Annotated in this window: 22 protein-coding genes; 8 read left to right on the forward strand and 14 right to left on the reverse strand. The window is 69.5% G+C overall.

Translation table 11 applies throughout. From position 1 onward, the window contains the following. Positions 1–131: 131 nt before the first annotated feature. The 5 genes from HMPREF1529_RS02040 to trxB are packed head-to-tail and all read right to left on the reverse strand — an operon-like array spanning position 132 to position 3,933. Complete coding sequence (locus HMPREF1529_RS02040) at positions 132–539, reverse strand: arsenate reductase ArsC (RefSeq protein ID WP_016463507.1); 408 nt, start codon at positions 537–539, stop codon at positions 132–134. Between the two features lie 13 nt (positions 540–552). Further along, positions 553–1,557 (reverse strand): metalloregulator ArsR/SmtB family transcription factor, encoded by a 1,005-nt coding sequence (locus HMPREF1529_RS02045; protein WP_016463508.1) that lies wholly within the window; start codon positions 1,555–1,557, stop codon positions 553–555. Continuing rightward, on the reverse strand, positions 1,554–2,660 hold the full coding sequence (arsB, locus tag HMPREF1529_RS02050; protein ID WP_016463509.1) for an ACR3 family arsenite efflux transporter: 1,107 nt from the start codon (positions 2,658–2,660) through the stop codon (positions 1,554–1,556). Before arsB ends, HMPREF1529_RS02045 begins: the two co-directional genes overlap by 4 nt. Beyond that, positions 2,657–2,983 (reverse strand): thioredoxin, encoded by a 327-nt coding sequence (trxA, locus tag HMPREF1529_RS02055; protein ID WP_016463510.1) that lies wholly within the window; start codon positions 2,981–2,983, stop codon positions 2,657–2,659. The genes arsB and trxA overlap by 4 nt, the downstream gene beginning before the upstream one ends. Then, positions 2,980–3,933: a thioredoxin-disulfide reductase gene (gene trxB, locus HMPREF1529_RS02060; protein ID WP_442852577.1), complete on the reverse strand. Its 954-nt coding sequence runs from the start codon at positions 3,931–3,933 to the stop codon at positions 2,980–2,982. The genes trxA and trxB overlap by 4 nt, the downstream gene beginning before the upstream one ends. A 609-nt stretch (positions 3,934–4,542) precedes the next feature. Between trxB and HMPREF1529_RS02065 the strand changes: the two genes are divergently transcribed. From HMPREF1529_RS02065 to HMPREF1529_RS02090, 6 genes are all read left to right on the forward strand, one after another. Further along, positions 4,543–5,151, forward strand: coding sequence for a hypothetical protein (locus HMPREF1529_RS02065; RefSeq protein ID WP_016463512.1), 609 nt, complete (start codon positions 4,543–4,545; stop codon positions 5,149–5,151). Continuing rightward, entirely contained in the window at positions 5,148–5,861 is a 714-nt protein-coding gene (locus HMPREF1529_RS02070; RefSeq protein ID WP_016463513.1) for a nucleotidyl transferase AbiEii/AbiGii toxin family protein, read from the forward strand. The genes HMPREF1529_RS02065 and HMPREF1529_RS02070 overlap by 4 nt, the downstream gene beginning before the upstream one ends. After that, positions 5,858–6,679 (forward strand): nuclease-related domain-containing protein, encoded by an 822-nt coding sequence (locus HMPREF1529_RS02075; protein WP_016463514.1) that lies wholly within the window; start codon positions 5,858–5,860, stop codon positions 6,677–6,679. The genes HMPREF1529_RS02070 and HMPREF1529_RS02075 overlap by 4 nt, the downstream gene beginning before the upstream one ends. Before the next feature lie 184 nt (positions 6,680–6,863). Continuing rightward, the gene (locus HMPREF1529_RS02080; RefSeq protein ID WP_036282639.1) at positions 6,864–7,232 is read left to right on the forward strand and encodes a hypothetical protein; all 369 of its coding nucleotides are present in this window, start codon (positions 6,864–6,866) and stop codon (positions 7,230–7,232) included. Positions 7,233–7,235: 3 nt separating this feature from the next. Continuing rightward, positions 7,236–7,907: a hypothetical protein gene (locus HMPREF1529_RS02085; protein ID WP_016463516.1), complete on the forward strand. Its 672-nt coding sequence runs from the start codon at positions 7,236–7,238 to the stop codon at positions 7,905–7,907. A gap of 349 nt (positions 7,908–8,256) precedes the next feature. Next, the gene (locus HMPREF1529_RS02090; RefSeq protein WP_016463517.1) at positions 8,257–8,673 is read left to right on the forward strand and encodes a hypothetical protein; all 417 of its coding nucleotides are present in this window, start codon (positions 8,257–8,259) and stop codon (positions 8,671–8,673) included. 83 nt (positions 8,674–8,756) lie between these two features. Here HMPREF1529_RS02090 and HMPREF1529_RS02095 read toward each other — a convergent pair whose 3' ends face one another. From HMPREF1529_RS02095 to HMPREF1529_RS02110, 4 genes are all read right to left on the reverse strand, one after another. Beyond that, entirely contained in the window at positions 8,757–11,879 is a 3,123-nt protein-coding gene (locus HMPREF1529_RS02095) for a S8 family peptidase (RefSeq protein ID WP_016463518.1), read from the reverse strand. A gap of 127 nt (positions 11,880–12,006) precedes the next feature. Then, positions 12,007–13,092 (reverse strand): ABC transporter permease, encoded by a 1,086-nt coding sequence (locus HMPREF1529_RS02100; protein ID WP_016463519.1) that lies wholly within the window; start codon positions 13,090–13,092, stop codon positions 12,007–12,009. Continuing rightward, the gene (locus HMPREF1529_RS02105; RefSeq protein ID WP_016463520.1) at positions 13,089–14,021 is read right to left on the reverse strand and encodes an ABC transporter ATP-binding protein; all 933 of its coding nucleotides are present in this window, start codon (positions 14,019–14,021) and stop codon (positions 13,089–13,091) included. The genes HMPREF1529_RS02100 and HMPREF1529_RS02105 overlap by 4 nt, the downstream gene beginning before the upstream one ends. A 76-nt stretch (positions 14,022–14,097) precedes the next feature. After that, a complete protein-coding gene (locus HMPREF1529_RS02110; protein ID WP_016463521.1) occupies positions 14,098–15,090 on the reverse strand; it encodes a glycerophosphodiester phosphodiesterase family protein in 993 nt (330 codons plus the stop codon). Positions 15,091–15,242: 152 nt separating this feature from the next. Between HMPREF1529_RS02110 and HMPREF1529_RS02115 the strand changes: the two genes are divergently transcribed. After that, positions 15,243–16,169 (forward strand): Bax inhibitor-1/YccA family protein, encoded by a 927-nt coding sequence (locus HMPREF1529_RS02115; protein WP_005050373.1) that lies wholly within the window; start codon positions 15,243–15,245, stop codon positions 16,167–16,169. Between the two features lie 295 nt (positions 16,170–16,464). Here HMPREF1529_RS02115 and guaA read toward each other — a convergent pair whose 3' ends face one another. From guaA to HMPREF1529_RS02135, 4 genes are read right to left on the reverse strand one after another with little or no spacing between them, the layout of a single operon-like run. After that, on the reverse strand, positions 16,465–18,048 hold the full coding sequence (gene guaA, locus HMPREF1529_RS02120) for a glutamine-hydrolyzing GMP synthase (RefSeq protein WP_016463522.1): 1,584 nt from the start codon (positions 18,046–18,048) through the stop codon (positions 16,465–16,467). Next, a complete protein-coding gene (locus HMPREF1529_RS02125; RefSeq protein ID WP_005050375.1) occupies positions 18,045–18,515 on the reverse strand; it encodes a DUF3817 domain-containing protein in 471 nt (156 codons plus the stop codon). The genes guaA and HMPREF1529_RS02125 overlap by 4 nt, the downstream gene beginning before the upstream one ends. A 10-nt stretch (positions 18,516–18,525) precedes the next feature. Then, complete coding sequence (locus tag HMPREF1529_RS02130; RefSeq protein ID WP_016463523.1) at positions 18,526–19,350, reverse strand: SURF1 family protein; 825 nt, start codon at positions 19,348–19,350, stop codon at positions 18,526–18,528. Further along, positions 19,347–20,468 (reverse strand): GuaB3 family IMP dehydrogenase-related protein, encoded by a 1,122-nt coding sequence (locus HMPREF1529_RS02135; protein ID WP_016463524.1) that lies wholly within the window; start codon positions 20,466–20,468, stop codon positions 19,347–19,349. The genes HMPREF1529_RS02130 and HMPREF1529_RS02135 overlap by 4 nt, the downstream gene beginning before the upstream one ends. Positions 20,469–20,554: 86 nt before the next feature. Between HMPREF1529_RS02135 and HMPREF1529_RS02140 the strand changes: the two genes are divergently transcribed. Beyond that, the gene (locus HMPREF1529_RS02140; protein WP_016463525.1) at positions 20,555–21,667 is read left to right on the forward strand and encodes an FAD-dependent oxidoreductase; all 1,113 of its coding nucleotides are present in this window, start codon (positions 20,555–20,557) and stop codon (positions 21,665–21,667) included. 33 nt (positions 21,668–21,700) lie between these two features. Here the strand turns inward: HMPREF1529_RS02140 and HMPREF1529_RS02145 are convergent, their stop codons facing one another. Then, entirely contained in the window at positions 21,701–23,389 is a 1,689-nt protein-coding gene (locus tag HMPREF1529_RS02145) for an ABC-F family ATP-binding cassette domain-containing protein (protein WP_016463526.1), read from the reverse strand. Positions 23,390–23,438: the final 49 nt, after the last annotated feature.

Consider the following 23,438-nt stretch of genomic DNA (forward strand, 5'->3'; position numbering starts at 1 on the left):
CCGCGGCCGGGTCCTGCTGCGCCCCTGCGCCGCAGCTCATCCAGCTCGACACGGCACCCGACGGCCGCTGAGCCGCGGACAACAGGGGGGGCAGGAACCAACCTTCCTGCCCTCCGTGCGTGCGATGCTGCTCAGCCCAGGAGCTCGGCGAGAAGAGTCTCGACGCGACCTTTGATCTCGTCCCGGATCGGACGCACCGACTCGATGCCCTGCCCGGCGGGGTCCTCGAGTTTCCAGTCCTCGTAGCGCTTGCCGGGGAAGAACGGGCACGCGTCGCCGCAGCCCATGGTGATCACCACATCCGACGCCTGCACCGCTTCGGTGGTGAGCACCTTCGGTTGCTCGGCGGTGATGTCGATGCCGACCTCGCGCATCGCATCGACGGCGACGGGGTTGATCTGATCGGCGGGCATCGAGCCCGCGGAGCGCACCTCGACACGGCCGCCTGCGAGCTCGCGGAGCCAGCCGGTGGCCATCTGAGACCGGCCGGCGTTGTGGACGCAGACGAACAGAACGGACGGCTTCTGAGCTTCGATCATTTTCGTTGTTCCTTCAATCTGAAAGTGTGGTGAGGAGGTCGCGGACGCGGCCTTCGATGTCGTGGCGGATCGCTTCGACCCCTTCGGGCGAGGCCAGCGCCGGGTCGCCGACCGCCCAGTCCTCGTAGCGGACGCCGGGGATGATCGGGCAGACGTCGCCGCAGCCCATCGTGATGACCACGTCGGCGGCGCGCACGGCGTCGTCGGTGAGCGGCTTCGGGAACGCCATCTCGGCTTCCTGCTCCCCCTCGATCTCGGAAAGCAGGGAACGCACGTGCGGGTGCACGTCCGAGGCCGGAGTCGATCCCGCGGAGCGGGCGATCACGCGGCCGTGGGCGAGCCGGTTGACGATCGCGGCGGCGAGCTGGGAGCGGCCCGCGTTCTGCACGCACACGAACAGTACCTGCGGCACCCCGGTCGCCCGGTCCCGGGCCAGATCGACGAGGCGCTGCCGGGCGAACCGTTCTGTCAGCGGGATCATGTGCTGCGTCAGCCTCGCCGACCGCACCAGACCCGCGTAGGACTCGCGCACGATCGCGATCACGAGTTCCCGGTTCATCCCGGTCAGCTCGTCCGCGAGTTGCTCCGCGAGGTGGGTCACCCGGGCGTCCATCCGCTGCAGCGCCTCGGCTCGCGCTGCGGTGTCTTCGGGCTCGTCCGTTGCGGCCGCGGCGGGAGCGAACGCGTCGAGGAGGGCAGCGACGGCGCGCTGCTTGCCCGGCGCAATGCGGTAGTAGACCCAGGTGCCGCGGCGCTCGGACAGCAGCATCCCGGTCTCCTTGAGGACCTTCAGGTGGTGCGAGACCGTCGGCTGGGACACGTCCGCGAGTTCCGCGAGATCGCAGACGCAGGACTCGCCGCGCGGATCGGTCGCGATCGCGGAGAGCATCCGCAGGCGCAGCGGGTCAGCGAGCGCCTTCAGCGCGACGGCGACGGTCGCAGCGACTTCGGCGCCGATGGCATGCGTCGCGGACGGCGCGCAGGTCTCTGCGTCGGGGATGACGGCGCTATCGGTCATGACGTCCTCGATTCAGGGATGGAGGCGGTTTCGGTGGCGTAGGGGTCGGAGTGGAACCAGGCCTTCGCGACCCAGAGCGAGACGTACACGAGGCCCATGAGCACCGGCACTTCGATGAGCGGGCCGACGACCCCGGCGAGAGCTTGACCGGACGCCGCACCGAAGGTGCCGATCGCGACCGCAATGGCCAGCTCGAAGTTGTTGCCGGCGGCGGTGAACGCGAGCGTCGCCGACCGGGCGTACCCCAGGCCGAGGGTCTTGCCGAGCAGGATGCCGGCGAACCACATCAGCGCGAAGTAGACCAGCAGCGGAAGGGCGATCCTCGCGACATCGAGCGGCTTGGAGGTGACCTGTTCTCCCTGCAGGGCGAACAGGAGCACGATCGTGAACAGCAGCCCGTACAGCGCCCACGGCCCGATCGTCGGGAGGAACTCATGCTCGTACCACGCGCGCCCCTTCCGCTTCTCACCGATCCAGCGTGACGCGAATCCCGCGACCAGTGGGACGCCGAGGAAAACGAGCACGTTCACCGCGATCTCCCAGACCGAGATCTCGAGCCCTTGCGCATCCAGGCCGAGCCAGCCCGGCAGCACGGTCAAGTAGAACCAGCCCAGCACCGAGAACATGACGATCTGGAACACCGAGTTGATCGCGATCAGCACCGCTGTCGCCTCGCGGTCACCGCAGGCCAGATCGTTCCAGATCACGACCATAGCGATGCAGCGGGCGAGCCCGACGATGATCAGGCCCGTGCGGTATTCGGGAAGGTCCGGCAGGAAGATCCACGCCAGCGCGAACATCACCGCGGGCCCCACGAGCCAGTTCAGCACGAGCGAGGAGACCAGGAGTTTCTTGTCCCCGGTGACGGCAGCGATCTTGTCGTAGCGAACCTTCGCGAGCACCGGGTACATCATCACCAGCAGGCCCAGCCCGATCGGGATCGAGATCCCGCCGATCTCCATCGCGGACAGCGCGTCCGAGAGCGCCGGCACGAAACGCCCGAGCAGCAGCCCCGCGACCATCGCGAGGCCGATCCACAGCGGGAGCCACTTGTCGAGGGTGGAGAGCCGTTTCGGGGCGGCGCGCGTCAGAACGTCGGTCATGCGAGCATCTCCTCGAACTTCGCGATGTAGACGGGCTTCGGGTGTGCGCCGATCAGCACGCCCACGCGCTCCCCGTTCCGATAGAAGCCGAGGGTCGGGATCGACGTCACGCCGACCGCCGTCACCGTCTCGGGGTTCCGATCGGCGTCGACCTTCACGATCTTCACTCGGTCCGCGTACTCGCCGGCGAGCTGATCCAGGATCGGGGCGATCGCCTTGCACGGGCCGCACCAAGCCGCCCAGATATCGACTACAACGGGCAACTCGGACCCGAGTACTTCGGCTTCGAAGGTAGCGTCAGTGACAGAGGTGACCGTACTCATACGGAGACCTCCAGAACAGGTGTCGGAACGTCGACTGGTGCGAGGCTCGACAGGTAATGCTGGGCGTCCTGCGCGGCCGCACAGCCGGTGCCCGCGGCGGTGATCGCCTGCCGGTACGTGTGATCGACGAGGTCACCGGCAGCGAACACCCCGGCCAGGCCCGTCCGCGTCGACGGGTGCGCGACCCGCACGTACCCGTCCGCGTCGGTGTCGACCTGCCCGGCCACGAGCTCGGAGCGCGGGTCGTGCCCGATCGCGACGAACACCCCGGTCGCGTCGAGCGTGCGCTCGGCCCCGGTGATCGTGTCGCGCAGCCTGAGCCCGGTGACCTGGTCGTCGCCGAGGATCGCGGCGACCTCGCTGTTCCAGGCGACCTCGATCTTCGGGTCATCCAGGACGCGCCGCGCCATGATCTTCGACGCCCGGAACTCATCCCGGCGGTGCACCACGGTCACTTTCGACGCGAACCGGGTGAGGAACAATGCCTCCTCCATCGCGGAGTCCCCGCCGCCGACCACAGCAACTTCCTTGTCACGGAAGAAGAACCCGTCGCACGTCGCACACCAGGACACCCCGTGCCCGGACAGGCGCTCTTCGTCGGGGAGGCCCAGCTTGCGGTAAGCGGAGCCCATCGTCAGAACCACCGCCCGCGTCCGGTACGTCACTCCGTTGCCCGTCTCGACTACCTTCACATCGCCGTCGAGTTCGAGGCGGATCGCGTCGTCGTAGACGATCTGAGCACCGAATCGCTCGGCTTGAGCCCGCATCGACTCCATCAGCTCCGGACCCTGCACGCCGGCCACGAAGCCCGGGAAATTCTCCACGTCGGTCGTCGTCATCAATGCCCCGCCCGCGGTCACAGAACCGGCAATCACCACCGGCGCGAGACCGGCGCGCGCTGCGTACACCGCTGCCGTGTATCCAGCCGGACCGGACCCGACGATCACCAGTTCATTCTCTTGGTTCGACACACTTCTATATTGACACTTATCAAATCAATAGACAAGTCGAGCGGCGGATCGTCCTGTGACACTCCCTGCCGCGCGGCGCATCGCGCGCGAGGGCGGACACCCCACCGTTGGCGCAGCTCGTTCGCCACGCGCGGCCTGCTCCTGAGCGGACAGCCAGCGCCGTCTGTGGCCCCGCGGGTGGACACCATGTGGACACAACCTGCTCAGATTCAGACCGGTTCGGCTGATCAGAACCGAACGAGACGAGACTCGATCGCAGCCCGCACTCCCTTGATTTCTCGCGGCAGGACGACCCATCCCGCGTGATTCCGCGCCCCTCCGGCAGCACCAAAACCCAGCCGTCAGCAGTTTCGACTCCCGCCGTCGCGTCCATGCGCGAACTGCCGCGATCCCAATTGTTTCGAGGGATCGTGGCCGCTTTGCTCCTCTTCGGTGACGACCATCCGGACACCAGGTGGACACACCTTGACCACGACGCCCAGTTTCGCGTTCTCGTCACGTGGATCAATCTTCCGATTTTCCTGTAATCATGGTTACCTGTAATCCCGTAACTACAACTACAGGAATACCTGGAAGCCGAGGACAGCGATGAAGGGCAACGAGCTGGTGTGGCGCGCGCTCGCGGATCGCGCTCTCGAAGGGCAGCGGACCTGGCGGAACGTCGCGGATCTCGCTTACGAAGCGGGCGTGCCGAGCACGACCGCCTATCTTGCTCTTGAGCGCCTGGAGAGCAACGGGACGATCGATCGGTATAGCCGGGGCGGGCTCGCGGTCGTCAGCATCGACAAGCTCCTGACGATGCTGTGCGCGTGGCGCAACCTCGAGCGCGACACCCTCGCGTGGACGACGCGCGAAGGCATCGGTCCGGTTCTCGACTCGAAGCTGGGCCCCTCCGCGCTCGGCGGCGCTGATGCGGCGAACGCGATCCTGAAAGGCCGAGCCGTCGCGGACTTCAACGAACACATCGTGTACCTGCCCGCGTCCGTGAATCTCACCACCCTGCCCGCCGGCAAGGAGGTACGTGTGGTTTTGATGGACAAGCGTGCAGCGAAGACCTGGAGCGGGTACTCGAGTCTTGCTCAGACGTATGCCGATCTCTTCGCGACTCCGGGCTGGCAGTCATCCGAGTTCCGGAAGGCGCTGCGCGACAGCTTCCTGCGGGACCGCGAGTGGGATCAGGAAGGTGACGTGCGATGACGATTCTCGGGGCAGACGATGAGGGCCGCCTTCGCGCTCTGCTGGACTCGCTCGGGTACGACCTCGAGCCCTCGATCCTCATCGGAGGGTGGGCGACGAACGCGCGCGTCGGCGGCGAGATCAGCCACGACATAGACCTGATCATCACCGACCAGAACCTGCGGCAGAGACTCCCGGAACGCCTCACAGAGTACAGCGAGAACCACCTCCACAGTGGCGGGCGGAAAGCGCGCGGCAACGCCGACGGCGTCCACGTCGATGCGTACTTCCCCTACGAGTCCAAGCTCGGGACCAAGCTGCTCCTCGACGTCGGTGCACTCACCCGGTACGTCGACCCCGACCTCAAGGTCGAGGGCTGGCTGATGCTGACGCTCGACGCGCACATCGCCACGAAGATCGCCGCCCTGCTCGACCGGCACGCGACGGAGAAGGGAAGGAAGGACGCCCGCGAACTCGTCGCACTGATCGACAGCGGCGGCACCGCCGCGGGCGTGATCGAGGTTCTCCTGTCATCCACCGGCGGACCTGTCGATGACATTCCCGGGCATATACGCACGACATTCGAACTCCTCCCCATACTCGCCGGACTCAACCAGAAGGACCGGCGCCGCTACGCTTCCCTCGCACGCGAATGGATCGAGGAAGCTGAACTGCAGCTTCGGCGCCGGTCAGACGGGCGCCCGGGACCGACGCTCGGAGCGGGCACGTGACGCTGGAACTCGGTCCCGACGACAAACGCATGAAGCTGCGCTACGCCGGAAGCTGTCGGCTGTGCGGCCGCGCGCACGGTGCGGGTGCCGAGGCCATCTACGAGCGGACTCGAAAGGCGATTCGGTGCGTGGAGTGCGACAAACCGGCAGTCGAGGCGCCCCCGGTCGAAGTCGTGGGCGGCGAAGCCGGTGCGTCCGCGCGCCGAGAGTACGAGCGACGCCGGGATGCCCGTGAGCAGCGGATCCGCGGTGAGCATCCGAAGCTCGGCGGGCTGATCCTCGCACTGTCTGACGATCCGCAGAGCACGAAGGCGTGGGAGCGCGGAGGGGTCGGCGAGGAGCTCATGGCGAAACGGCTCGCCGACGTCCCCGACACTTTCCGCGTCATGCACGACCGTCGCATCCGCGGCACGAGAGCGAACATCGACCACATCGCGATAGGGCCCTCGGGTGTCTGGGTGATCGACGCGAAGCGATACAAAGACAAGCGCCCGGAGCTGCGCGTTGGGGGCGGCCTCTTCCGACCGCGGGTGGAGTCGCTTCGAGTTGGCGGCCGTGACGGCACCAAACTCGTCGACGGCGTGAAGTCGCAAGTCGACCGCGTCCGCGAGGCACTAGCCGACGACACGATCCCGATCACAGGCGTGCTGTGCTTTCTCGAAGCCGACTGGCCGCTCCTCGGAGGATCTTTCATCGTCGACGACGTCCACGTCGTCTGGCCGAGACTCCTCGTCAAGCGGATGACGGAAGCGCCGGGCGCGGCCTTCGACGTCAGCGAGGCTCACGCGTGCCTCGCGGACGCGTTTCCGGTCGCGTAGGGATCTGATCGTCGCTGGACTGCGCGAAGTCTCACGGCGGGGCCGTGCGGTCCACTATGGTCGGTAGCGTCCGCTCTGGGGGCGGGCGAGTACGTGACCAGTGGCTCCTCTATGCCGCGGAAGGTCCCGGGCTGCGTTCAACGGCGATCTGGTCGACCGGCAGGCGATCATTACTGGGGGAAAAGTGGACGAATCGGTGTGGCGCACCTGGAAGCCGTATGCGGTCATCGCAGCGCTGGCCATCGGCGGAATCTGGTGGTGGAACTCTCAGTCCTCTTTCGCCGCCCTGAAGGACGGGCCTTACAACTGCACCGCCGTCTTCGTGAACGCAGACGGGAAGTACGAGGTCCTGGTCGATGCTTCTGGAAACCGGATGTACGCCGATGCCACGGTCGACGACGGCAATCTCGTCGCCCTGTCCGCCGATTCAGCGTTGTCGTCGGCCGACCTCGCTCAACTCACTATCAAGCCCAAGGGGGACTCGCACTTCACGGCGACGGACGACCCGGCGATGCACTCGTACAACGCCATGGCTTGCGACTTCGCGGGCTGATCAATGCCGACAATCCGCACCCTCACGGTCGTCGTCGCCGCGATCGTGATTGCCAGCGCGTTCACGGCGTGTAGCCGTGTGGGTTACGCCAACCACGTGCAAGAGTCGACGATCTCGTGCGACGACGTGTCGACGTCCGTCATCCAACGCGCACGCGCTGACGATACGTCCTCGGCCATCGACGAGGAAATCCAATACCTCGCCGACAACTGCCCCGACGCCTACGACGTGACAATCGACTACATCTCATCACGTAGCGCGGACCCTCAGTTCGCGTTCGATACCTGCGACGAATGGGCGGAGTATATTCGCTCCGAAGCTGTGCAGCTCCTACGTCAGGACGGCCTTTGCTCCGACTCCGCTCCCGCGGACTCGGGTTCGTCCGCCAGCGGAGCTGGCGGACTCTCCTGGGACACCGCTGGAGACTATGCCGGCACCAGCCAGCGGGTATGCGGGCCGCTGATGACCACACGTGCCGACAACGACGATATTTTCCTCAACATCGGACGCGACTACCCCGACCCCGCTCGGTTCACCATCGTCCTCTGGGATGTGGGCGGCGTCGAGTCATTGCCAGCCGGCACGACACTCTGCGCGACCGGACCGATCTCCTTGTACAACGGCGTGGCGCAGATCGAGCTTTACGATGTCGGCCTCGTTGAAGTATGGGAGTGACCTCGACGTATCCGCTAGGCGAAAGGCGACACAACGTATCGTCGAATCTCCCTCACGCCGTGGACACCATGTGGACACAACCCGCGCAGATTCAGACCGGCCCCGCTGATCAGAACCGAACGACACGAGACTCGATCGCAGTCCGCACTTCGTTGATTTTCCGCGGCAGGACGCCCCAACCCGCGTAATTCCGCGCCTCCCCGGGAAGACAAAAATCAGCGCAACCGAAGTTTCGACTCCCGCCGTCGCGTCGACGTCGGACTTCCCCGTTCTCCCCGCGCATTCGCAGGCGCAGGGCCTACCCTCGCTTCATCCGGCACACCGCATCCGTCGGCGCGAGGAGGACCCCATGCGCAGAACCCCGATCCTGACCGTGATCGCCCTGGCGGCGCTCGCGCTCACCTCGTGCAGCTCCGGCAGCACCGATCCGGCACCCGAACTGTCGGGCGTCTCCCCATCCACCCGCCCGCCGCTGCAGACGACGACGCCCGGCCCCATCGGCCCGAGCGGACCGGCGATCGCCGTACCTCAGAGCCGCTGGGACGCGCTCGTCGCCGACCTCACGAAGCGGGGCGTGACCGGCACCCCGCAGCTCGTATCCTCCGAGGCGGTGACGTTCAACGACGGCTCGCTCGGGTGCCCGTCGCCCGGCCAGAGCTACACGCAGGCGCAGATCGACGGCATGCGCGTCGTCGTCTCGGTCGACAGCAAGACCTACGACTACCGGTTCGGCCAGGGCGCCGAACCGAAGCTCTGCGGCGCCTGACCCGCGCCGCCCGCGCGACAGCGCAAACACAGGAGGAGGGGGTGGATGCCGCGGCATCCACCCCCTCCTCCGTCTCGCCGGGGCTACTTCTTCAGCGGCAGCAGCAGCGCCTCATCGGCGCCGGACGCGTTGTCCATCACGACCACCATCGAGCCGAGCGGCTTCTGCGCCTCGATCTGCTTCGCGTTGAAGCCGACCTCGACGCTCGCCGAACCGCGCTGCGGCACCGTGACGAACTGACCGTTGGTGATCGCCGGCGCGGTCGGGTCATACGTCGCCCACCCGTCCACCGCATCCGACGCGTCGTTGGACGCGAAGGTCTGGGCCGTGTACGCGAACGCCCCGGTGATGCCCAGATCGCTCGCCCGCACCGGCATCAGCAGGGTGCTGCTGTCGGTCGGCGCCTGCGTGAGGAAGCCCGCGGCGGCCGTCTCCTTCGTCTTGGCGTTGACGATGAATACCTCGGACAGGCCGTTGGTGTCGCCGTTGCGGACCCCGCCCGAGTCGGCCGACAGGACGATCCAGTCGGCGGTGCCGTCACGGTCGCTGTCGATCACGATGTCGTACTCGTTCGCGGCCGCGTTCGACCAGCGGTGGTGCATGTTCATCGCGAACACCATCAGCGTGTCGTCGCCGTCGGGGAAGGACTGCACCCCGACCGCACGGATGTCGTACCCGGTGTCGGCCAAGGTCCTGCTGGCGTCCTGCGGGTCGGACAGGCCCCACGTGTAGACGTCGGCACCGGCCGGCAGGGCGCCGGCGAGGTTGCGCAGCGTCAGCTTCTTGGTGCCGTCGGCGACCTTCTGCTTGCCGCTGAACCACGGGCCGTTCATCGTCGCGCGCACCGTGCTGTCGGCGCGCGGCACCAGGAGGTAAGGCACGCGCAATGCCGAATCGGGCGAGGTGAGCACGATGTCGCCGGAGATCTCGGAGAACGCGAACTGGTCGTCGGCGCCCACCGAGCTCGGCACGTCCTTCGCCGCGGCGGCGACGATGAGCAGCACCTTCGCCGACCCACCCGCCGGCACGGTGATGGAACGGTTCGAGAGCAGGATGCGTGCCTTCTTCGACTGCGCCGACGGGGTCGTCGACACGTCGTAGCGCACGGCGGTCGGCCCGTCGTTGCGCACCGTCACGGTCTTCACTCCGCCGAAGCCGAGCGCCGACTCCTGGAAGCCGAAGCTGAGCGCCGACTCGCGCGCCCAGCCGCTCTCGGTGCGGAACGCGTCGCCCGTCGCGGTCACCGTCGTCGCCACCGCCTGCGCAGCGTCGACGAGACCCACGCCGCCGAGCGTCAGGCTCTGACCGGCGACCTTGTCGGGGTCGGCGGTGGACACCACGGATGCCGCGATCTGCGGAGCCGTCCACGATGGGTGCGCCTCGGCGGACAGCGCCGCCACACCCGCCACGTGCGGGGCGGCCATCGAGGTGCCCGATAGGATCGCCGCGCCGTTGCCCGAGCCCACCGCGGCCGACGAGATCGACACGCCGGGGGCGGCGACGTCCGGGCTGATGGCACTGTCACCGGACCGCGGACCCGACGAGCTGAACGACGCGTAGCCGCGGAAGCCGGGGTTGGCGATCTGGGTGGCGACGAGGCTCGCCGTGGCGCCGGCGACGAACGCGGGGCCGCTCGAGGAGCGCACGCCGAGGAACGGGATCGTCAGGTTGAACGGCTCACCGGTGTCGGCGTTGGCCGTCACGACGCCTTCGAACGGGGGCAGGTCATCGGTGTTGTTCACCATGACCACCGCCGCCGCTCCCGCCTGCTGGCCGTAGATGGCCTTGGCGACACGGGCGCACGACCCGCGGTCGACGACCGCGATCTGGTTGCCGCCCGGCACGACACCCGCGGCGGTGAACGCCGCCGGCGAGCATCCGAGCGCGTTGTCGCCGGTGAGGCGCACGACCGTCAGATCGCCGATGCCGTCGAGGGAGGCGCCGTTCGCGTTGATCGCCTCGACGGGGGTGCCGCCGACCGTGATCGTCGCGCCCGGGAACCCCTCGGCGCTGTCGACGGCCGACACGGAGATCACACCGTCGCCGGTTCCCGGCGAGCCGGTGAGGTACGGGTTGTGGCCCGCGTTGCCGGACGAGGCGACCACGACGACGCCGGCACCGACCGCGTTGGCGGCGGCCACGGCATCCGGGTCGTCGGCGCGTCCGAACGACGAGCCGAGCGACATGTTCACGACGTCCATGCCGTGATCGACGGCCCAGTCCAGGGCGGGCACGACCACATCGGTCGATCCTTCGCACCCGAAGACCCGCACGGCGTACAGGTCGACCTGCGGGGCGACGCCCGGGCCGACACGGAACTGGTTCGACGGCGTCGTCGAGTCGTACGGACCGCGGTAGGTGGTGCCGTCGGCGAGCACACCCGAACCGCCCGCGGTGCCGGCGACGTGCGAGCCGTGGCCGTTGCAGTCGAGCGGGTTGTCGTCGGGGTGCGGCACCGGCTGGTAGGAGGCGCTGTTCGGGTCGGCGTTGTAGTCGTCGCCGACGAGATCGATGCCGCCCTTGACGCGCGGAGCGTCGGGGCCGTACATCGTCGGGTCGGCGGGCTGGGCGGAATTCGCCTTCGCGGCATCGAACGCCGCCACGGTGCCCGGTCCGCCGAAGGTGGCGTGGGTGTAGTCGATGCCGGTGTCGATGATGGCGACCTTGACCTTCTGGCCCGTGTAGCCCGTGCTCTCCCACACCTGCGGAACGCCGAGGAAGGGCACCGAGACCGCGTTGTCGACGGTGTACTTGCGCACGGGGTGGATGGCGACGACGTTCGGCAGCGCGGCGATCGTGTCGAGCTCGTCAGCCGGCACCTTCGCCTGCACACCGTTGTAGGCCGACTGCATCTCGGCCTGCACCGAGCCGCCCTTGTCCTCGATCGCCGAGGTCACCGGCTCCTGCGCATCCTTGAGACGGCTCTTCACGTCTCCCCGCTCGCCCTCACTGAGTTCGCGGCCCTGCTCGGCTTCGACGACGGCGACCGGGTCGCCCGTCATCTCGACCACGACGCTCACGAGTCCGTCGGCGTCGATGGCTGCCGAGGTGAACGACGTCGAGATCTTTCCGGCGGATGCCGCGGCGAGGAACCGTGACGACGGGTCTGCATCGTCGGGGGTCGCGGCGAACGCGGCCGTGGAGGGAAGCAGCAGTGCTATCGCACCTGCCGTGGCGAGGATGCGTCGTTGCCGTGGTGGTTGCAAGGGAAGACCGCCTTTCGTGCAGGGGGTATGCCACGTCGGGGTAGGACGTGGCTGTATGGAGGCTATGCATCCCCTGCACGAGGCGAAAGGCGGATGAGAGGATCCTCATCCGAGTTCATCCGAAGGTCTATGCGATGCGTGTTCCCGGGGGCAGCGAACGCGCCGGCGTGCGGGTGCGGGCCCACGCACCCCACAGCAGCAGGCCCGCCAGCAGCACCTGGACGGCGAGGCCCACGAACCAGCTCGGGACGGTCTCGTCGATGATCTCGCGCGGGGTGGGCTGCGTCGAGTCGAGGTGCACTCCCGGCGCGCAGTCGTCCCAGCGCTGCTCGAGCGACGGGGGCCGCTGCGCCGAACGAACCGACAGCTTCAGCGAGCCGAAGAGGTCGTCGGGGTAGCCGTACTCGCTGAACCGGGTGGGCGTGGCGTCGCCGAGGATCACGAAGGGGTTGGCCGACAGCAGCCACCACACGTAGTCGAAGCGCGGCACCCGGTAGGTGCCGGTCTGCCACTCGCCGCAGACGAACTTCTCCGGCGCATCGCCGCAGAAGCGGGCACCGTCCTGGCACAGCGGCGCCCCATCGGGACCGGATTCGTAGGAGCGGGTGATCGAGGTGCCTTCGCTGGAGACCGCGGCGCCGATCAGCCCGAAACCCAGCGGCGTTCCGACGGTGAGTGCCGCGACGACGAGGTAGGTCGTGGCGACCGAGAACAGCGGACGCGCGAGCAGGCCCGACAGCGCCACGCCGATCGCGGCGACGACACCGGTCTCGACCACGAGCACGACGAGCGAGATGACCACGGTGAGCGGATCGACGCCGCCCGCGAAGGTGGCGATCACCAGGAACGGCGCCGCCACGGCGGCGAAGGCCAGTCCGGTGATCCAGCCAGCGACGAACTTGCCGAGGAGGATCTCCCCCGTCGTCACGAGCGTCACCTGCACGGGTGCGAGTGTCGCGGCATCCCGGTCGCCGTTGATGCTGTTGCCGCTGAGGGTGGGTGAGACCAGCAGCACGAGCAGCAGCGTGACGCAGACGACGACGGAGTAGATGCCGGGGCCGCTCTGCCCCCAGCCGCCATAGGCCAGGTAGGCCAGAGCGGTCACGCCGACGAGCAGCAGCGCGAAGACGCCGAGCAGCACGTACCACGACACGGTGCGCACCCGCTGGAGCAGCTCGAGGCGGGCGATCGTCCACAGACGCGCGGCGTTCATGAGCGTTCTCCCCCGAGGTCGAGGAACGTGTGTTCCAGAAGTCCCGTCGCCGCCGCGAACTCCGCGACCGGCAGGCCGGCCCCGACGAGGGCGGCGAGAGCGGATGCCGCGTCGTCATCGCTCGCGAACGAGACCAGCAGGTCGCGCCGATCGATCGGGACGAGGGCGGCGTCCAGGCCCAGTGTCTGGGCGACCGGCAGCGCCGCCGCCGTCGCATCACGGTCGGCGAGGCGGATGCGCCACGTCCGCAGGCGTGTCGCCGCCGCCGCGACCCGCTCACTGCTCACCGTGGTGCCGTCGACGAGGAACACCGCCTCGTCGACGACTTCCTCGAGCTCGGAGAGGATGTGACTGGAGATGAGGATCGTGCGCCCCTGTGCGGCGAGGCGGCGCAGCAGCACGCGCAGGTCGATGCGCGCCTGCGGATCCAGGCCCGAGGCCGGCTCATCCAGCAGCAGTACGCGGGGATCGTGCACGAGGGCGCGCGCGAGACCGAGGCGCTGCTTCTGTCCCCGCGACAGCACGCGTGCCGGCGCATCGGACAGCGTCCCGAGCCCCACCTCGTCGAGCAGCCGTGCGGCGCCCGCCCGGGCGGCCTCGGCATCCAAGCCGTAGAGGCGGCCGGTCATGACGAGCGTCTCGCGGGCGGTGAGGGTCGGCCATGCGCCGAGGGCGTCGGGCATCCAGCCGAGCAGCGCGCGGGCGGCGGCGGGCTCGGCGAGGGGGTCGACGCCGCCGATGCGGATGGTGCCCGCGTCGGGGGCGAGGAGCGAGGCCAGCATGAGCATGAGCGTGGTCTTGCCCGAGCCGTTCGGTCCGACGAGGCCGGTGACGGCGCCCGCCCGCGCCTCCAACGAGACATCGCGCACGGCATGCACGTGTCCGAACGAGCGGCGCACTCCGGTGACGACGATGCCGGGGAGGGTCATGCCCTCACCCTATGCGAGAGCTGTGCCGGGGCTGCGAAGCGCACGGTGAACACTCAGCGGCCGTGGTGAGGGCTGGTCAGCGGAAGAACGCCACCCCGAGGTCGGCGTGATCGACGAAGACGCCGTCGAGGCCGGCATCCCGAATCACGCCCCACTCGGCGGCGTAATCGCCGAAGGCAGCGTCGTCGCCTCCGCGGCGGAAGGCGGGCGTCAGGAACGCGTTCTCGGGACGACACGTCCACGTGAACACCGCGAGCCCCTCCGCGTGGGCGTCGGCGACCAGCTCGGCCCCCCGCAGCGCCGGACTCAGCAGCATCGCCTTGTCGACGCTGATGCCGTCCACCTCGTCCGCCAGCCGCGCCAGCCCGTCGGCGCTGACCTGGTCGCGATACGGCGTTGCCGCCGCGCCGTGGGCCGCGACGAGATCGAACGGCGCGCCGTCGGCCTCGACGAGGTAGACGTATGTCGCGCGGATGCCGCGGGCACGCAGCTCGCGCAGCACGGCGAGCTCGAACGACTCCACGAACAGCGAGCGCGCTCCCTCCGCCCACCCCGCGGCGCGCAGTTCCGCGGCGATGAGCGCCGCGGCATCGAACCCCCGCGACCCGAAGTAGGTGGCGTGCTTGATCTCCAGGACGATGCCGATGTCGCGCCCCTGCTGATGTGAGGCCGCCGCGACGAGATCGAGCAGGTCGCGCAGGCGCAGCGGCGGCTCCGTGTCGTCGAAGGCCGCGCTGCCGCGGCGCAGGTGCGGCAGCCGTTCGCGACAGCGCAGCGTCGACAGCTCCGCCCAGGTGAAGTCCTCCGTGAACCAGCCCGTCTGCGGCACGCCGTCGACCGGCTTCGTCGTGCGGCGGTGCGCGAACTCGGGGCGGTCGGCGACGTCGGTCGTCCCCGAGATCTCGTTCTCATGCCGGACGACGGCCACCGCGTCCTTCGTGAAGACGACATCCGGTTCGACGGCATCCACTCCCATCGCCAGCGCCAGCTCGTAGGAGGAGCGGGTGTGCTCGGGGCGGTATCCGGGGGCACCACGGTGACCGATCACCAACGGGCGGGCACGAGGCATGGCTCCAGGCTACCGATCGAGGTTCGTCTGAGCGGCTTCACAGCAGCGACACAGCCGGCGCCCGACGATGCGGCACGACCGTCCGATAGCCTGTTATCCACAGCACCGCGCTGTGCACCCGACCGGTGCACCCTAGGGAGTGGAAAGAGACCATGGCCTCCGGCAACTTCGCCTTCAACAACCCCGCCTTCCAAGAGCAGCGTCCCGGCCTCACGCCGCCCGCCGCGCCGCAGCCCGGCGCCTCGACCGGCTACGCCGCGACGTCGCACCAGGTGACGGATGCCGCGGTGAACGCCCAGCTCGAGGGCGCTTTCGCCGCCCCCGCCGCCGCGTCGCACCAGACCGGCCGCATGACCGTCGAGGACACCGTCGCCAAGACGGTGGGCCTGTTCGCGATCCTCCTCGTCACGGCCGTCATCGGCTGGGTGTGGACGCTGGGCGGCGCCTTCTCGCCCACCGACGTCGCACGTTCCTCGCAGATCACGATCGTGCCGTGGATCATCGGCATGCTCGGCGGCTTCGTGCTGGCGATGGTCGTCTCGTTCACGTCGCGCAAGAAGATCCGCCCCGCGCTGATCTTCGGCTACGCGGCCTTCGAGGGCCTGTTCGTCGGCGGCATCTCGGCGTACTTCGAGTTCATCTGGCCCGGCATCGTCATGCAGGCGACCCTCGCCACGCTGTCGGTCGTGGGCGTCACGCTGGCGCTGTTCGCGAGCGGCAAGGTGCGCGCGAGCGCCCGCGCGACGAAGATCTTCATGGTCGCGATGATCGGCTACCTGGTCTTCGGCCTGCTGAACGTCGTGCTCATGATGTTCGGCGCAGCCGGAACCGGCGGCGCGTTCGGCCTCTACAGCAACGTCAAGATCGCCGGCATCCCGCTCGGCCTGATCATCGGCGTGCTGGTGGTCATCATGGCCGCTTACTCGCTGGTGCTCGACTTCGACCAGATCCAGCAGGGCGTCCGCAACGGCGCTCCCCGCGAGTTCGGCTGGCTCGGCGGCTTCGGCATCATGGTCACGGTCGTCTGGCTCTACGTCGAGATCCTTCGCATGATCGCGATCCTCCGCGGCAACAACTAGCGCGCGACGCATCCGCGCTCGAAGGCCCGTCCGGCTCCCGCCGGGCGGGCCTTTCGCATGCCTCGGCATCCGCACGGGCCCGGCTTCCCGACCCCGCCCCCGGCCGTTCCGTACTCAGTCTGCGCGCGGCGGCATCCCGGTGTCGGCCGCGCCACCACCCGGGAGCGGTGTCGCAGAAACTCCGCCGAGACTGAATACGGAACATCGAGCCCCGGCGTCATGGGCCGGCGATGCCCCCCGCAACGACGGATGCCGGGACCGGGGGCACTCCCCGCGATCCCGGCATCCGGTCAGATCACTCCCACTCGATGGTCCCCGGGGGCTTCGACGTGACGTCGAGCACGACCCGGTTGACCTCGCGGACCTCGTTGGTGATGCGGTTGCTGATCTTGGACAGTACGTCGTAGGGCAGGCGCGTCCAGTCGGCGGTCATGGCGTCTTCGCTGGAGACGGGGCGCAACACGATCGGGTGCCCGTAGGTGCGGCCGTCGCCCTGCACGCCCACCGAGCGCACGTCGGCCAGGAGCACGACCGGGCACTGCCAGATCTCGCCGTCCAGGCCCGCCTTGGTCAGCTCCTCACGGGCGATGGCGTCGGCGTCACGCAGGATCTCGAGACGGTCAGCGGTGACCTCACCCACGATGCGGATGCCGAGGCCGGGCCCCGGAAAGGGCTGGCGACCGACGATCGCCTCGGGAAGGCCGAGCTCCCGGCCGATGGCGCGCACCTCGTCCTTGAAGAGGGTGCGCAGCGGCTCGACGAGCTCGAACTGCAGGTCTTCCGGCAGGCCACCGACGTTGTGGTGGCTCTTGATGTTCGCGGTGCCGGCCCCGCCGCCGGACTCGACCACGTCCGGGTACAGCGTCCCCTGCACGAGGAAGCGGATGGGCTCGCCCTCGGCCGCCGCTTCGGCGACCAGGTCTGCCTGCACCTTCTCGAAGGCGCGGATGAACTCGCGGCCGATGATCTTGCGCTTCTGCTCGGGGTCGCTGACACCGGCGAGCGCGTTCAGGAACGTGTCGCGCGCGTCGACGGTGATCAGGCGCACACCGGTGGAGGCGACGTAGTCGTTCTCGACCTGCTCACGCTCACCCTTGCGGAGCAGGCCATGATCGACGAACACGGCGACGAGCTGGTCGCCGACGGCCTTGTGGACGAGCGCCGTCGACACGGCCGAGTCGACCCCGCCCGACAGCGCGGACAGCACGCGGCCGGAGCCGACCTGCGCGCGGATGCGATCGACCTGCTCGGCGATGACGTTGCCGCTGTTCCAGTCGGCGGCAAGCCCCGCCGCCTTGTGGAGGAAGTTGGTCAGGACGTCCTGGCCGTAGTCGGAGTGCTTGACCTCGGGGTGCCACTGCACGCCGTAGAAGCACTTCTCGGCGTTGCCGAACGCCGCCACCGGTGTCGCGGCCGTCGAGGCGAGCACCTCGAAACCGGCCGGTGCCGTGGCGACCTGGTCGCCGTGGCTCATCCAGACGTTCTGCTCGGCCGGCTGCCCGCCGAGGAGCACGCCGCCGTCGTTCACGATGACGGCATCCGTCGCTCCGTACTCGCGCAGGCCCGTGTTGGCGACCTCGCCGCCGAGCTGCTGAGCCATCACCTGGAAGCCGTAGCAGATGCCGAGCGTCGGCACGCCGAGCTGCAGCACGTCGGGGTCGAGGGAAGGCGCCCCGGGCTCGTAGACCGACGACGGACCGCCGGAGAGGATGATCGCGACGGGGTTCTTGGCCTCGACTTCGGCCGCGGTGACGGTGTGCGGCACGAGCTCGCTGTACACACCCGCCTCGCGCACCCGACGCGCGATGAGCTGCGCGTACTGGGCTCCGAAGTCGACGACGAGGACGGGACGCTGAGCGGTCTCGGTCTGGGTGGTCACCGGCTGCCTTCCGTGGCGGGGATCGGGGCGGAGGATTCGTCGGCTTCACGCTGGGCGAGGTAGGCCCGCACCTCGCGCGCGACGCGCGCCTCCATGAAGAACGACAGCAGCGGCACGATGCCGCCGAGCGCGAGCACGATGAAGCGCACGAAACCCCAGCGCATGAGGCTCCAGACGCGGAAGCACGCGAAGAGGTAGACGACGTAGAACCAGCCGTGCGCGATGAGGATGCCGGTGGAGAGGTTGATCGCTCCGCCGGTGAGGTCAGCGCCCCCGTCGAGGGCGACGGGGTGGAGCCACAGCGCGCCCCCGGAGCCGCCCGCGAACAGCTCGTAGCCGAACGCGTACTTCACGATCATCTCGGCGCACAGCGACAGGAGCATCACACCCGTGATCACCGAGGCGATCTGGTAGAACCTGAGCGCCCCGCGGATCGCCGGAAAACTGGCGAGTTTGGGCTGAGGCATGCCGTCAAGTCTAGTCGGCGTGGGCGGCCGCTCCGGCGGCTTGCGCCTCCTCCAGCGCCTCGACCTCCTTCTCCCACGCGTCGCGTGCGAGCCGGTACCACATGTAGAACGCGAAGCCCGCGAAGATGGCCCACTCGACGGCGTAGAAGATGTTCAGCCAGTTGACGCTGGAGCCCTCCGCCGGCGCGGGCGAGTCGATCGCGACGAGCCCGCCGACGAGGGGTTCGCCGGCGTCGGCGACGAGGTAGGAACGGTACACCGCCAGCTCGTCGGTGTCGTGCCACCAGCTCAGCAGCGCGGCCGGCGACATCCGCGTCATCTCGGTGGCCGCGGCCCCGCGTGGGGGTGCGACGGGCCCCTCGTCGGCGATGAGCCGCCCTGTGAGGGTGAGCGCGCCGCCCGGGTCGGCGTTGAGGGTGGATGCCGCGGCATCCGCGACCGCACGGTCGGCGCTCCAGCCGACCGCGACCGCCAGGGAGGTGGGGGTCGCCGCGTCGGTGCGGAACTGCCCGGTGACCCAGTACCCCTGCTGAGCGTCGTTGAAGCGCGAGGAGACGACGAGGAAATCGCCGGGGACGAAGGACCCGGAGACCTCGACCCGCTGGCCGACGAGCGGCTCGGGCAGGTAGGCGCCGGGGGCGGTCACGTCGGCGATCGGGCGCACCTGTTCGGTGGCGCCGGGCGCCTGCGGCGAGGTGTCGATGGCGCGGCCCAGCTGCCACTGGCCGAGCCAGGCGAACATCGCCGCGACGACGAGGGCGAACACGAGCATGCCGAGCCACCAGGGGCGCAGCATGACTTCGCGCAGCGTGGGCGGGAACGGCTCCGCGGTCATCGACCTGCCATGTAGGGCGCGACGACGACCTCGACGCGCTGGAACTCCTTGAGGTCGGAGTATCCGGTGGTGGCCATCGACTTCTTCAGCGCGCCGATGAGGTTCGCGGTGCCGTCGGCGACGGGAGCGGGTCCGTAGAGGATCTCCTCCAGCGGGGCGACCTGTCCGACCTCGACGCGCTTGCCGCGCGGGAGCTTCGGGTGGTGCGCCTCGGGACCCCAGTGGTAGCCGCGGCCGGGCGCGTCGGTCGCGCGCGCGAGCGCGACGCCGAGCATGACGGCATCCGCGCCCATCGCGAGCGCCTTGACGATGTCTCCGGACGTGCCGACACCGCCGTCGGCGATGACGTGCACGTAGCGCCCGCCAGACTCGTCGAGGTAGTCGCGGCGCGCGCCGGCGACATCGGCGACGGCCGTCGCCATCGGCGCATGGATGCCGAGGGTCGCGCGAGTGGTCGAGGCCGCTCCCCCGCCGAAGCCGACGAGCACACCGGCCGCTCCGGTGCGCATGAGGTGCAGCGCCGCGGTGTAGGTGGAGGCGCCACCGACGATGACGGGCACGTCGAGGTCGTAGATGAACTTCTTGAGGTTCAGGGGCGCATCGACGCTGGAGACGTGCTCGGCCGACACCGTGGTCCCGCGGATGACGAAGAGGTCGACGCCGGCGGCGACGACGGTCTCGTACAGCTCCTGCGTGCGCTGTGGGGTGAGCGATCCGGCGACCGTCACGCCCGCCTCGCGGATCTCGGCGAGGCGGTCGCGCACCAGCTCGGGCTTGATCGGCTCGGCGTACAGCTCCTGCATACGGCGCGTCGCCTCGGATGCCGGCAAGGACGCGATCTCGGCGAGCAGCGGCTCGGGGTCGTCGTAGCGGGTCCACACGCCCTCGAGGTCGAGCACACCGAGGCCGCCGAGCTGACCGAGCATGACCGCGGTGCGCGGGCTCATGACGGAGTCCATCGGGGCGCCCAGCACCGGGATCTCGAAGCCGAAGGCGTCGATCGACCAGGCGGTCGACACGTCTTCGGGGTTGCGGGTGCGCCGCGAAGGCACGACCGCGATGTCGTCGAACGCGTAGGCACGGCGGGCGCGCTTGGCGCGGCCGAGCTCGATCTCCATGGTCACCCCCTCAGCCTACTCGCGGTGCCCGCCCTCACCCCGCGGCCCCCGCACGGCAGGATGGGTGCATCGGGAGAAGGGATGCCATGTCGGAACGCATCATCATCGTGGGCGGCGGGGTCATGGGGCTGGCGACGGCGTGGCAGCTCGTGCGGCGCGGCGAGCGCCCGATCGTGCTGGAGCGGTTCGCCCGCGGGCACCACGAGGGCGCCTCGCACGGTGAGACACGCAACTTCAACAATGCGTACGGCGACGCCCACTACCTCGATCTGCTCGTCCGCGCGCGCGAAGGCTGGGACGCACTCGGCGAGGTGGAGGGCGACCCTCTGCTGCGGTTGCACGGCCTCGTCTCGCACGGCTCGGGTCTCGCGCTCGGGAGTGAGACGACGCGCGACCTGTCGGCGATCGCGGGCGAGCTGGGTGCCCGCGGCATCCCGGCGGAGATCCTCGACGGTGCCACGGCCGGCCGGCGCTGGCCGGGGATGCGCTTCGAGGACACCGTGCTGTTCTCCCCCGACGCCGGCGTCGCCCGGGCGGCGGCGGCCCTGCGCGAGCTCGAGCGCCGCATCGTCGGCGGGGGCGGCGAGGTGCGGTGGAACACGCGTGTGCGTGCGGTCGCTGCCGATGCCGACGGGGCGAGCGTGGTGACGGATGCCGAGACGCTTCGCGCCGACGCGGTCGTCGTGACCGTCGGCGCCTGGACCTCCGGACTGCTCGCGGACCTCGGCATCCCTCTGCCGCCGCTGCGGGTGACGGAGGAGACCCCGGCGCATTTCACGGCGACCATCGCGGGCCCGTGGCCGTCGTTCAACCACTTCGTCGCTCCGGGCTCGCAGCCGGCGAACGTCTACGGCATGCCGACGCCGGGCGAGGGCGTGAAGGTCGGGTTCCACGGCATCGGCGACGAGATCGATCCCGACCGGCGACCGCACCGCCCGGTGCTCCAGCGCGAGCTGCGCGACTACGTGCGGGAGTGGTTTCCCGGCCTCGACGCCGGCACGGCCGTCCCGATCTCCTGCACCTACACGACGACGCCGACCGAGGCGTTCGTGCTCGACCGGGTCGGACCGCTCGTGGTGGGCGCCGGGTTCTCGGGGCAGGGCTTCAAGTTCGCCCCGGGCGTGGGCGCCACCCTCGCCGATCTGGTGCTCGATGCCGACGCCCGCGCCGCGGAGCCGTTCCGCCTGCCGCGCGGGTGACCGGCCGCGCGGGTGCGGAGCTCGGGTGCGGCGCTATCGCGCCCGCGCCACCCGCGCCTCATCCCAGACCGGCTCATCGGACTCCACGACCCGGCCGTCGGCGCCGAAGACCAGGAAGCGGTCGAAGGAGCGCGCGAACCAGCGGTCGTGCGTGACCGCCAGCACCGTGCCCTCGAACCGTCCGAGCGCCTCTTCGAGGGCCTCCGCCGAGACGAGGTCGAGGTTGTCGGTCGGCTCATCCAACAGCAGCAGCGTCGCACCCGACAGCTCCAGCAGCAGCACCTGGAAGCGCGCCTGCTGCCCGCCCGACAGGCTGTCGAAGCTCTGCTCGGCCTGACGGACCAGGCCGTAACGGTCGAGGGCGGAGCTTGCGGCATCCCTCGGCATCCCGGCTCTGCGGTCGTCGCCGCGATGGAGGATGTCGAGCAGAGAACGTCCGGCGTACTCGGGGTGGCGGTGCGTCTGGGCGAACCACCCGGGCCGCACACGGGCGCCGAGCACGGCCCGCCCGCTGTGGGCGACCGGCTCGAGCGCGGCGCCGATCTCGGTGACGTGCCCGAGGAGGGCGTCGGGGTCGGTGCCGCCGCGGGCCAGCAGCCGCAGGAAGTGCGACTTGCCCGATCCGTTCGAGCCCAGCACGGCGATGCGATCACCGAACCAGACCTCCAGATCGAACGGCTTCATCAGGCCGGTCAGCTCCAGGCGTTCCGCGACGACGGCGCGCTTGCCGGTGCGCGCGCCGCGCAGGCGCAGGTCGAGGTTCTGCGCGGGGGGACGCTCCTCCGGCGGGCCGGCGTCCTCGAAACGTCGCAGCCGCGTCTGGGCGGCGCGGTACCGCGAGGCGAACTCGTCGCTGGCGGCTGCCTTCGCCTTCATGTCGGCGACGAACCGCTGCAGTTTGAGGTGCTGCTCATCCCACCGGCGGCGCAGCTCGTCGAGTCGGGCCATCCGGTCTTCGCGCGCGGCGTGGTACCCGTCGAAGCCGCCGCCGTGCACCCAGGCGGTGCTGCCGGCGCCGCCCGGCTCCAGCGTCACGATCCGGTCGGCGGCACGCGCCAGCAGCTCGCGGTCGTGGGAGACGAGCAGCACGGTCTTCGGCGTCTCGCGCAGACGCTCTTCGAGCCAGCGCTTGCCGGGCACATCGAGGTAGTTGTCGGGCTCGTCGAGCAGCAGCACCTCGTCCGGTCCGCGCAGCAGGGATTCGAGCGCGAGACGCTTCTGCTCGCCGCCCGAGAGGCTGGTCAGCGCACGGAAGCGGGCACGGGCGAAGGGGATGCCGAGGGCGGCGATGGTGCAGGTGTCCCAGACGGTCTCGTACTCGTAGCCGCCCGCCTCGGCGTAGTCCGCCAGGGCGCTCGCGTACCGCATCTGCGTGTCGAGGTCGTCGCGGTCGATGATGGTGGCCTCGGCATCCTCGAGCTCGCGCGCTGCCGCGCCCACACGCGCCGGGGCGACCGAGACGAGCAGGTCGTGGATGGACTGGTCAGCCGTGCCGTGACCGACGAACTGGTCCATGACGCCGAGCCCGCCGTCGACCGTCACGACGCCCGACTGTGGGGCGAGCTCACCGCGGATGAGACGCAGGAGTGTGGTCTTGCCGGCCCCGTTGGGGCCGATGAGCGCCGTGGTCTTGCCGTCGGCGACCCGGAATGTCGCCTCGTCGAGCAGGGGGCGCCCGTCCGGCAGCACGAAGGAGACGGCGGCGATGTCGATGTAGCCCACAGCGGGTCCTTCCGCCCTCGCCACGGTGCGGGCGCAGAGCCGACCAGCC

This window comes from Microbacterium sp. oral taxon 186 str. F0373, from assembly GCF_000411455.1.
Classification (GTDB): Bacteria; Actinomycetota; Actinomycetes; order Actinomycetales; family Microbacteriaceae; genus Microbacterium.

Bases quoted from the DNA above. Each gene is read 5' to 3' on its own strand.
- HMPREF1529_RS02040 (WP_016463507.1), bottom strand. From the start codon at position 539: ATGATCGAAGCTCAGAAGCCGTCCGTTCTGTTCGTCTGCGTCCACAAC.
- HMPREF1529_RS02045 (WP_016463508.1), bottom strand. From the start codon at position 1,557: ATGACCGATAGCGCCGTCATCCCCGACGCAGAGACCTGCGCGCCGTCC.
- arsB (WP_016463509.1), bottom strand. From the start codon at position 2,660: ATGACCGACGTTCTGACGCGCGCCGCCCCGAAACGGCTCTCCACCCTC.
- trxA (WP_016463510.1), bottom strand. From the start codon at position 2,983: ATGAGTACGGTCACCTCTGTCACTGACGCTACCTTCGAAGCCGAAGTA.
- HMPREF1529_RS02065 (WP_016463512.1), top strand. From the start codon at position 4,543: ATGAAGGGCAACGAGCTGGTGTGGCGCGCGCTCGCGGATCGCGCTCTC.
- HMPREF1529_RS02070 (WP_016463513.1), top strand. From the start codon at position 5,148: ATGACGATTCTCGGGGCAGACGATGAGGGCCGCCTTCGCGCTCTGCTG.
- HMPREF1529_RS02085 (WP_016463516.1), top strand. From the start codon at position 7,236: ATGCCGACAATCCGCACCCTCACGGTCGTCGTCGCCGCGATCGTGATT.
- HMPREF1529_RS02090 (WP_016463517.1), top strand. From the start codon at position 8,257: ATGCGCAGAACCCCGATCCTGACCGTGATCGCCCTGGCGGCGCTCGCG.
- HMPREF1529_RS02100 (WP_016463519.1), bottom strand. From the start codon at position 13,092: ATGAACGCCGCGCGTCTGTGGACGATCGCCCGCCTCGAGCTGCTCCAG.
- HMPREF1529_RS02105 (WP_016463520.1), bottom strand. From the start codon at position 14,021: ATGACCCTCCCCGGCATCGTCGTCACCGGAGTGCGCCGCTCGTTCGGA.
- HMPREF1529_RS02110 (WP_016463521.1), bottom strand. From the start codon at position 15,090: ATGCCTCGTGCCCGCCCGTTGGTGATCGGTCACCGTGGTGCCCCCGGA.
- HMPREF1529_RS02115 (WP_005050373.1), top strand. From the start codon at position 15,243: ATGGCCTCCGGCAACTTCGCCTTCAACAACCCCGCCTTCCAAGAGCAG.
- HMPREF1529_RS02125 (WP_005050375.1), bottom strand. From the start codon at position 18,515: ATGCCTCAGCCCAAACTCGCCAGTTTTCCGGCGATCCGCGGGGCGCTC.
- HMPREF1529_RS02130 (WP_016463523.1), bottom strand. From the start codon at position 19,350: ATGACCGCGGAGCCGTTCCCGCCCACGCTGCGCGAAGTCATGCTGCGC.
- HMPREF1529_RS02135 (WP_016463524.1), bottom strand. From the start codon at position 20,468: ATGGAGATCGAGCTCGGCCGCGCCAAGCGCGCCCGCCGTGCCTACGCG.
- HMPREF1529_RS02140 (WP_016463525.1), top strand. From the start codon at position 20,555: ATGTCGGAACGCATCATCATCGTGGGCGGCGGGGTCATGGGGCTGGCG.